We start from the raw sequence: 380 nt of genomic DNA, 5'->3' as shown, positions 1-380 counted from the left end.
CATGGGTTCAAAGGAAGTCACCATTACATCAACGGTGGCGTTGCCGCGATCGGCTGCCATAACATATTGAGTCAAGTCATTGGTACCGATGGAGAAAAAGTCGCCTTCTTGGGCTAACGCGTCAGCATTTAATACCGCGTCTGGTACTTCAATCATAATACCGACAGGCAAATGAGTCGCCGCCAAGCCAAGTTGGTTGGCGTGATGTGCCAACAGCGCTCTTACTATTCTCACTTCTGCAACCTGGGCCTCCATCGGTATCATCAATTGAATATTCGGTTGCTCGTGAAAACCTCTCAGAATGACTCGAAGTTGCGCGGTAGACAATGGCTCATGTTGAAGGCTCAACCGCACCCCTCTCAAACCTAAAAATGGATTAT

The 380-nt window shown here is 48.4% G+C and carries 1 protein-coding gene; it reads right to left on the bottom strand.

The window, feature by feature from the left end:
- Window positions 1-380 (bottom strand): putative PEP-binding protein (locus UF05_RS15355; protein ID WP_048852561.1); only part of this gene is annotated, 380 nt, incomplete at both ends.

The organism is Vibrio sp. S457-15, assembly GCF_000960545.1.
Classification (GTDB): Bacteria; Pseudomonadota; Gammaproteobacteria; order Enterobacterales; family Vibrionaceae; genus Vibrio; species Vibrio parahaemolyticus.
Note: the sequence above shows the minus strand (reverse complement) of the source record. Positions and strands in the feature narration are given on the sequence as shown.